General features: G+C 76.7%; 8 protein-coding genes. 2 read left to right on the forward strand and 6 right to left on the reverse strand.

The window, feature by feature from the left end; all coding sequences use genetic code 11:
* Positions 1 to 83: 83 nt before the first annotated feature.
* The 3 genes from GTQ99_RS15915 to GTQ99_RS15925 all read right to left on the reverse strand — a co-directional run bounded on the left by GTQ99_RS15915 (position 84) and on the right by GTQ99_RS15925 (position 4,258).
* A complete protein-coding gene (locus GTQ99_RS15915; protein WP_166616714.1) occupies positions 84 to 1,832 on the reverse strand; it encodes an N-acetylmuramoyl-L-alanine amidase in 1,749 nt (582 codons plus the stop codon).
* Positions 1,833 to 1,927: 95 nt separating this feature from the next.
* Complete coding sequence (locus tag GTQ99_RS15920) at positions 1,928 to 3,499, reverse strand: hypothetical protein (protein ID WP_166616715.1); 1,572 nt, start codon at positions 3,497 to 3,499, stop codon at positions 1,928 to 1,930.
* Positions 3,500 to 3,502: 3 nt separating this feature from the next.
* A complete protein-coding gene (locus tag GTQ99_RS15925) occupies positions 3,503 to 4,258 on the reverse strand; it encodes a decaprenylphospho-beta-D-erythro-pentofuranosid-2-ulose 2-reductase (protein WP_166616716.1) in 756 nt (251 codons plus the stop codon).
* A gap of 135 nt (positions 4,259 to 4,393) precedes the next feature.
* On the opposite strand from GTQ99_RS15925, the gene GTQ99_RS27015 reads away from it, so the two are divergent.
* A complete protein-coding gene (locus GTQ99_RS27015) occupies positions 4,394 to 5,317 on the forward strand; it encodes an AEC family transporter (protein ID WP_166616717.1) in 924 nt (307 codons plus the stop codon).
* A gap of 30 nt (positions 5,318 to 5,347) precedes the next feature.
* Here GTQ99_RS27015 and galE read toward each other — a convergent pair whose 3' ends face one another.
* Positions 5,348 to 6,310, reverse strand: a complete 963-nt coding sequence (gene galE, locus GTQ99_RS15935) for a UDP-glucose 4-epimerase GalE (RefSeq protein ID WP_166616718.1) — start codon at positions 6,308 to 6,310, stop codon at positions 5,348 to 5,350.
* A gap of 70 nt (positions 6,311 to 6,380) precedes the next feature.
* On the opposite strand from galE, the gene manA reads away from it, so the two are divergent.
* Positions 6,381 to 7,562 (forward strand): mannose-6-phosphate isomerase, class I, encoded by a 1,182-nt coding sequence (manA, locus tag GTQ99_RS15940; protein WP_166616719.1) that lies wholly within the window; start codon positions 6,381 to 6,383, stop codon positions 7,560 to 7,562.
* Positions 7,563 to 7,597: 35 nt separating this feature from the next.
* Here the strand turns inward: manA and GTQ99_RS15945 are convergent, their stop codons facing one another.
* Both GTQ99_RS15945 and GTQ99_RS24425 read right to left on the reverse strand, forming a co-directional pair.
* Positions 7,598 to 7,981, reverse strand: a complete 384-nt coding sequence (locus GTQ99_RS15945) for a PIN domain-containing protein (RefSeq protein ID WP_166616720.1) — start codon at positions 7,979 to 7,981, stop codon at positions 7,598 to 7,600.
* The coding region (locus GTQ99_RS24425) for a type II toxin-antitoxin system Phd/YefM family antitoxin (protein WP_205707604.1) at positions 7,978 to 8,338 on the reverse strand (361 nt) is incomplete at its 5' end. The genes GTQ99_RS24425 and GTQ99_RS15945, both read right to left, overlap by 4 nt.

An 8,338-nucleotide genomic window follows, 5' to 3' on the forward strand; every position in this document is an offset into this window, starting at 1 on the left:
ATCAAGGAGCCGGCCCGCCCCGCACGGTGATCTTCCACGGTGCACCGTGGAAGATCACCGTGCGGGGCGGGAGGAGGGAGGGCTCAGCGCACGAGGCGGACGGCGCCGGTGCTGCGGTCCCAGCGCAGCTGACCGCCCTCGAAGTCCGAGGCCCGCCCGCCGGGCACGTCGCGCTCGTCGCCCACGGGGTAGCCCAGCACGGAGGTCTCCCAGCCCATCGACGCCCAGGTGGCGCGGATGGCGCCCACCACGGCGTGCGGGCGCCCCCCGGCGCGGCGGTAGATCGACCCGCCCTGGAAGTGGGTCGCGCTGCCCGTGCCGCCGGGGAAGTCGGCGGTGTCCGCCGTCGGGAAGCCCAGCGCGGAGCGCTCCCAGCCCAGCGAGGCGTACTTGGGCGCGTGCGTGCCGCGCACCAGCACCGCCCCGGTGCGCGGGTGCCAGTAGATCGACCCGCGCTCGTAGTGGCGGAAGCGGCCGCCGTGCAGCGCGTCGCCCTCCGCGCTCGTGGCGGCCCCCAGCAGCGCCGCGCCGCCGACCGCGGCGTGCTTGGCCTCGACGGCCGAGGCCGGCGCGGAGGCCGCGGCGGTGCCCCCGCCCGCGCGCAGCAGCGCGGCCACCCGGGAGCGCACGTCGTCCAGGTGCGTGTAGCCGACGTCCCCGGGGCAGGCGGTGAAGCCGACGTCGCGGTGGCCGCTGATCGTGCGCACCACCGCCGTCTCCCCGGCGCCGTAGCGGGCCGTGCCGCCGCCGGCGCAGGTCAGCTCCACCGACCCGTCCGCCTCGACGCCGTGCAGGGCGAACTTCCAGGCGATCACCTCGGCGACGGCCTGCAGGCACGCCTCGCTGGGCGAGTCGTCGGTGAAGTCGCCCATCATCGACACCCCGAGGGTGTCGGTGTTGAAGCCGCCGGCGTGGGCGCCGACGACGGGCTGGGCCAGCCCGCCCGCGCGGCCCTCCCAGGCGCCGCCGAAGCGGTCGACGACGACGTTGTAGCCCAGGTCGTTCCAGCCCAGCGAGACCGTGTGGTAGCGGTGCATGCCGCGGATGACGGCGGGCACCTCGGCCCGCGAGTAGCTGCCGCCGTCGGCGGTGTGGTGCACGATCGCCGCCTTGATCGTGGCGCCGACGTCGGGCTCGGTGCGCCGCAGCGACTCGTCGGCGCCCCACTCGGCGCGCGAGCGGATCCGGGGCCGGGCCACCTGCGCCACGCCCGCGAGCGCCGTCCGCTCCCGCAGCGACGCCGCACCGCGCGGCGCGGGCACCTGCTCCGCCACCTGCTCCGCCACCCCCACCGGCCCCGCGCCGGGGTCGACGACCTCCAGGCGGGCGTGGCCGACGTCGGCGGCCGGCAGCCGCAGCTCCACCGTCGCGCCCGGCCCGAGCTCACCGGTCCACACCGGGTCCGAGGCCGTGGGCTCCGGCTCGTCGCGGTCGGGGTCGGGGGCGCCGTCGCCCAGGGGCAGCTCCAGCCACGGGCCGGGCTGCCCGCCCGCGCGGCGCACCCGCACGCCCACCGACGCCGCCGCGGTGCCGCGGGGGAAGACGACCCCCAGCATGCTGCCGCCGTCGACGGGGACCGCCACCACGCGGGTCGCGCCGCCGTCCGCGGCGAGCGCGGCGAGCGAGCGGGTGCCCAGCGCCAGCGAGCGGGTCGAGCCCGCCGCACCGGCCGCGGCGGCGGGCGCGGGCACGGCCAGCACCGCGAGCGCGCCACCCGCTCCGGCCAGGGCCGCGCGCCGGCTCAGCCGCGGTGCCTGCGGGGCGGGTGCCTGCGGGGCGGACGCCTGCGGGTCCGGTGCGGACGGGCGCGGCGAGGGGAGGGTCGAGGCCATGCGGGTGCACTCCGTCCGTGGGGGTCGTGACGGAACGTAGGCGATCACGCCTCAGCTGTAAATGGTGGGGCGCCCGGGACGGGTGGGGCGGGTGTTCACCGGGCGACGTACAGCCGCACGCTGAAGGCCCGCCGCTCCTCGGTGGAGACCAGCTGGTAGCCCGCGTCCAGCAGCCGCACCGTCTCGCGGTCGGCGGCGGTCGCGGTGACCACCCGGCCGGTGCCGCCGACCACCCAGACGCGCCGCAGCCCCGCCACCGCCTGCGCCAGCCGCTCCGGCGGCAGCGTCCGGCCGACCAGGGTCGCCGACGCCGCGGCCGGCTCGTCCAGCGCGACGTCGTCCAGCGCGGCGAAGGCCTGCGGGTACAGCTGGGTCAGCACCCGGTAGCGGTACTCCCCGTCCGGCACGAAGAGCAGCCCGTCGCCCGGGCGGGCGTGCTCGGCCACGTAGCGGGCGGTGCCGCGCAGGTCCTCCGCGTGCCCGATCTCGGGGTCGCGGAAGACGAACTGCATGTGCAGGCCCGTCACCGTCAGCCCGGCCACCAGCAGCGCCGCGGTCGCGCCCGCCACCGCCGCGCGGTGGCGGCGGGTCAGCGCCACCGTCACCACGGCCGCCAGCAGCAGGCAGGTGCCCGGCGCGACGAAGACGAGGTAGCGGGTGGTCCAGAACGGCTGCAGCTGCGAGAGCGCCCACAGCAGCGGCCACGGCAGCGCGCCCCACAGCAGCCCGACCAGGAGCAGCCGGCGGGCGCGGGCCCGCCACAGCGCCAGCGCCACCGCGAGCGCGGCCACGACGACCGCGACCGCCGAGGAGCCCAGCGCGAAGACGACGTGGGAGCCCAGCTCGGCGAGCGTCGGCCGCTCCAGGAAGGCGACCTGCTCGCTCTGCCGGCTCTGCGCCAGCACCAGCGGCGCCGCCGCGAGCAGACCCGCGGCGGCCGCCGCGGCGCCCCGCCGGCGCACCCGCGCCGGAGCCGCCAGCAGCCAGCCCGCGTGGGCGACGAGCACGAGCGCGGCGACGGTGTTGAAGGCGACCAGCAGCGGCAGCGTCAGCGCGTACGCCGCCCACGTCGCCCGCCGGTGCCCGGTGCCGGCGCGCACGAGCAGGTACGTGGCGGCCGTGGCCAGCAGCGTCGCCACCGCGTAGGGGCGCGCCTCCTGCGCGTAGCGGCTCACGAAGGGCATCGCCACGAACAGCGCCGCGGCCGCGGCCCCCGTCAGCCGGGCCGTGCCCGCGCCCACCGCCGGCGCCGCCAGCCGCCGCCCCAGGCCGAACAGCAGCGGAGCGGTCAGCGCGGCCGCCACCACCGAGATCCAGCGGGCGTCCCCGACGTCGGCGGGCCCGGGCAGGGCGTGCACGAGGAAGTAGAACGGCGCGTGCACGAGGTCCACGTGCTGCACCAGGCGCCAGACGTCCACGGCGCTGCGGTTGGCGACCGCGATCGTGACGGCCTCGTCGCGCCAGGGGCTCGGCGTGCTCAGCCGCCAGGAGAAGACCACCAGGGCGGCGGCCACCGCCCCGAGGCCGACGAGGACGTCGGGCAGCCGGCGCGGGGGCGCCGCGTCCACCGCGGGGCCCGCCGAGGGCGCTCGCCGCGCCCCCGGGACCGTGCCGGCGGCCGCCGGGGGCCGGGTGGGGGTGCTCGACAGGGAGACCTCGCTCGTCACGTCTCAGAGGGGCAGCTTGCGGAACACCGGTGCCGGGACGTGGCGCAGCGCGGACATGACCCACCGCATCGGCTGGGGGGCCCAGACGGTCTCCTTGCCGGTGCGGACGGCGTCCACGGTCACCTCTGCGACCTGCTCGGCGGTCACGGACAGCGGGGCGGCCTGCAGCCCCTCCGTCATCTTGGTCGTGACGAAGCCGGGGCGCACCACGACGACGCGGGGCCCGAAGGGGCGCAGCGCCTCGCGCAGCCCCGTGAAGAAGGCGTCGAAGCCCGCCTTGGAGGAGCCGTAGACGAAGTTGGAGCGGCGGGCGCGCTCGCCCGCGACGCTGGAGAGCGCCACCAGCACGCCGTGGCCCTGCGCCTTCAGCCGCTGCGCCAGGTGCACCCCGACGCCGACGGCCGCGGTGTAGTTGACCGTCGCCACCCGCACCGCCTCCGCGGCGTCCTGCCAGGAGACCTCGTTGTCGCCGAGGACGCCGAAGGCCAGCACGGTCACGTCGACGTCGCCCGCGGCGAAGGCCTCCTCGACCACGCGCTCGTGCGCGTCCAGGTCGGTGGCCTCGAAGTCGATCGTGCGCACCCGGTGCCCGCGCCGGTGCAGGCGGTCGGCGGCGGCCTCGCGGCGCGGGCCGGGCCGCGCGGCGAGGGTGACCTCCAGCGTGCGTTCCGGGCTCAGCCGCTCCACCACCGCCAGGCCGATGTCGGACGTCCCGCCGAGCAGCAGGACCGAACGGGGGTTGCCGAGCGCGTCGATCACGGTGCTCGACCCTAGCAACGGCCCGCGGGCCCTCCCGACCGCGCGAGCGCGCGAGCCCGGCGATCGTGACCCGACGGTGACCTGCCGCCGCGTCGGTACCCTCCCAGGGGTGCGCCGACCCCACCGCCCCGCCGCGTGAGCGGGGTCCTCACCGGCTTCGTCGTCGTCGCCAGCCTCGTCGCGGTCGGCTGGGTGCTGGGGCGCACGGGGGTCCTCGGGCCCACCGGGCAGGTCGTCGTCTCCCGCCTGGTCTTCTTCGTCGGCTCCCCGGCGCTGCTCGTGCAGACCCTCGCCGAGGCCGACGTGCACCTGCTGCTGTCCACCCAGCTGCTGGTCAGCGCGAGCGGTGTCGCGGTCTGCGTGCTGGCCTGGCTGGTGCTGGCCTGCTGGCGCCTGGGCCTGCGCCGCGACGACCTCGTCATCGGCTCGCTGGCCTCCTCCTTCGTCAACGCCGCGAACATCGGGCTGCCGGTGGCGGCGTACGTGCTCGACGACGTCACCGCCGTGCTGCCGGCGCTGCTGCTGCAGATGGTCGTGCTGGGCCCGGTGGCCCTCGGCGTCCTCGACGTCAGCCGGCACGGCGCGGAGGGCGGGCGCTCGCTGCGCCGGCTGCTGGCGCCGCTGGCCAACCCCGTCCTCGTCGGCAGCGCGCTCGGCCTGCTGCTGTCGGCGACGGGCTGGACGCTGCCGACGGCGCTGGCCCAGCCGCTCGGCCTGCTCGCCGGGCTGGCGATCCCCGGTGCCCTCGTGGCCTTCGGGATGTCCCTGCACGGGCGCAGCCTGGCCGGCTGGCGCCGCCCGGAGGTGCTGCTGGCCAGCGCCCTCAAGGGCCTCGTGCAGCCCGCGGCGACGTACTGCGTGGCGCGCTTCGCCGTCGGCCTCGACGACGCGGCCGTCTTCGCGGCGACCGTGGTCGCCGCGCTGCCGACCGCGCAGAACGTCTTCACCTTCGCCGTGCGCTACGGCGTCGCGCGCGACCTCGCGCGCGACACCGTGCTCGTCACGACGGTCCTGCTCGTGCCGGTGCTGCTGGGGCTCAGCCTGCTGCTGCCGCGCTGAGCCCCCGCGCCGCCGGCGTCCCGGTCGCGCTCAGGACTTCCGCGCCTGCCAGGCGCTGGCGACGATGTCGCGCAAGTCCTTCGTCGTGGACCAGCCGAGCGTCCCGGAGATGCGCGAGACGTCGGCGACCAGTTGCGGCGGGTCGCCCGCGCGGCGCTCGCGCACGTCCGCCTCGAAGTCGACGCCGGTCACCTCGCGGACCACGGCGAGCACCTCCAGCACCGAGGAGCCGCTGCCGGAGCCGACGTTGAAGACGTCGTGCGGGCGCTCGTCGGCGGCCAGGTGGTCCAGCGCCGCCAGGTGCGCCTGCGCCAGGTCGAGGACGTGGACGTAGTCGCGGATCGCCGAGCCGTCCGGCGTGGGGTAGTCGCCGCCGAAGACGACGGGCGCCCGCCCGGCGTCCAGCGCCTCGAAGACGATGGGGATGAGGTTCATCACGGCGGTGTCGCCGAGGTCGTCCCAGCCGGCGCCGGCCACGTTGAAGTAGCGCAGGCTCGCCGAGCGCAGCCCCCAGGCGACACCGGCCGCGCGGGCCATCCACTCGCCGACGAGCTTGGTCTGCCCGTAGGGGTTGATGGGCTCGGCGGGGCCGTCCTCGCGCACCACGTCGGTCGCGGGCGCGCCGTAGGTGGCCGCCGAGGAGGAGAAGACCAGCTTGCCGACGCCGCCGTCGGCCATGGCCTGCAGCAGGTTCGCCATCCCGCCCACGTTCTGCGACCAGTACCGCGCCGGCTGCTGCACCGACTCCCCGACCTGCTTGCGGGCGGCGAAGTGGATGACGGCCTGCACGCCGTGCTCGGCGAAGGCGGACACCAGGGCGGGGTGCGCGGCGTCGGTGGCCAGGTCCAGCTCCAGCACCGTCGCGTCCCCGACGCGCTGGGTGCGGCCGTTGGACAGGTCGTCGACGACGACGACGTCCTCGCCGCGCTGCTGCAGCAGCCGCACCACGTGGGACCCGATGTACCCGGCGCCGCCGGTGACGAGAACGCTCATGGCAGCGACTGTAGCCAGCGCAGGTGATCAGGCCCGCGAATACTCCGGCGGAGGCCGTAGCCTCGGCCGCGTGCTGCGCCTGACGAACACCGTCCAGCCCTACGCGTGGGGCTCCACGAGCGCCATCCCGCAGCTGCTCGGCGTCGAGCCCGACGGCTCGCCGCAGGCCGAGCTGTGGATCGGCGCCCACCCCTCGGCCCCCTCCGACGCCGAGGGCGTCCCGCTCGACGAGCGGATCGCCGCCGACCCGGCGGGCCTGCTCGGCGGCCGCGGCGAGCGGCTGGGCTTCCTGCTGAAGGTCCTGGCCGCCGCGGCGCCGCTGTCGCTGCAGGCGCACCCGGACCGGGCGACGGCGGCGCGCCGGTTCGCCGAGGAGGAGGCCGCGGGCGTCGCGCCCGACGCCCCGCACCGGCTGTACAAGGACGCCGAGCACAAGCCGGAGCTGCTGTACGCGCTGGAGCCGTTCGCCGCCGTGGCCGGCTTCCGCGATCCCGCCGCCGCCGCGGACCTGCTGGCCGGCCTGCGGCTGCAGGAGCTGCCGCCGGACTCCGCCGACCTGCTCGAGGCCCTGCTGGCGGACCTGCGCGGCGCTCAGGAGGAGCAGGCGCTGCGCGCGGCCACCCGGCGGCTGCTCACCGCCCCGGCCGAGGCCGTCGCCCCGCTCGTGGAGGCCGTCGCCACCGCCTGCGAGGACGTCGACGACCCCTCCGCGCAGTGCGTCGTGGACCTCGCCGGGCACCACCCGGGCGATCCGGGGGTGCTGGTCTCCACGCTGCTCAACCAGGTGCGCCTGCAGCCCGGCGAGGCGCTGTACCTGCCCGCCGGCAACGTGCACGCCTACCTGGAGGGCACCGGCGTGGAGCTGATGGCCAGCTCCGACAACGTGCTGCGCGGCGGGCTGACGCCCAAGCACGTCGACGTCGAGGAGCTGCTGCGGGTGCTGGACTTCCGCGTCCTGCCGCCGCCGCTGCTCGCGCCGCGGCGGGTGTCCGACGACGAGGAGGTCTTCGCGCCCGCCGACGTCGACGACTTCGCGCTCACCGTGCTGCGGGTGCGCCCGGGCGCGCAGACCGCGTGGACCGCCCCGCTGCCGCGCGCGCTGCTGTGCCTGGAGGGCTCGGTGCGCGTCGCCTCCGCGCGCGGCGAGGTCGTCCTGGAGCGCGGCCAGAGCGCCTTCGCCGCCGCCGCCGAGCACCCGCTGACCGTCACCGGCGAGGGCCGCCTCGCGGCCGCGGCGCCGCGCGAGGGGTGAGCCGCGGCGGCCGGGAGCTCACGGCGGCCGGGAGCTCACGGCTCGCGGACGTCGACGAGTCCCGTGAGACCTCGGTAGTCGTCGGCGTTGGAGGTCACGAGGGCGAGGTCGTGCGCCCGGGCCGTGGCCGCGATCACCAGGTCGATGCGTCGCGGTCTGGGCTTGCGCCCGATGGCCACCACCGCGGCGTCGATGGCGTGGTAGGCGTCGAGCACCCGCTGGGTGACGGGGATGGGGTCGAAGGCGGATGCCGCCAGGTCGTAGCGGCGCTGGCGGTCGGCGCGCTCGGCAGGACTGCTGACGCCGTGGATGCCGCCGGCCAGCTCGAACATCGTCAGGATCGAGATGGCCGCGTCCTCCACGACGATGCCGTCGACCAGCACGTTGGTGTCGATCAGGACTCCCACGGCTGCGCTCACGCCTCCCGGCGCTGAGCCGCCCGTGCGTACGGGTCGTCCACCTCGTCGTCGAAGGTCCCGCGGATGTCCTGCTTCCAGGCGTGGCGCTGCTCGGGGGTGAGGGGGGCCGCCTCGTAGGCCCCGCGCAAGGTCGCGGCGCTGACGAAGCGCTGCGGCCCGCCGGGGGGTGGGGTCATCCGCAGGACGCCGATGCTCTCCCCGTTGACGGTGACCTCGAACTCCTCGCCGTCACGCAGTTCGCGGAGGATCCTCCCGCTGTCGTTGCGGAGCTCGCGCTGGCTGATCGTCCTTACCGGAGAATCGTAGCAATCAAGTGCTACAGGGGTCGAGGTCCGACCGCCGCCCCCACCGCCCTCC

The sequence above is a fragment of the Kineococcus vitellinus genome, assembly GCF_009906315.1.
Taxonomy (GTDB): Bacteria; Actinomycetota; Actinomycetes; order Actinomycetales; family Kineococcaceae; genus Kineococcus; species Kineococcus vitellinus.

What these genes read in the sequence shown, in the direction of transcription:
- GTQ99_RS15915 (WP_166616714.1), bottom strand. Translation starts at nt 1,832, where the DNA reads ATGGCCTCGACCCTCCCCTCGCCGCGCCCGTCCGCACCGGACCCGCAG.
- galE (WP_166616718.1), bottom strand. Translation starts at nt 6,310, where the DNA reads ATGAGCGTTCTCGTCACCGGCGGCGCCGGGTACATCGGGTCCCACGTG.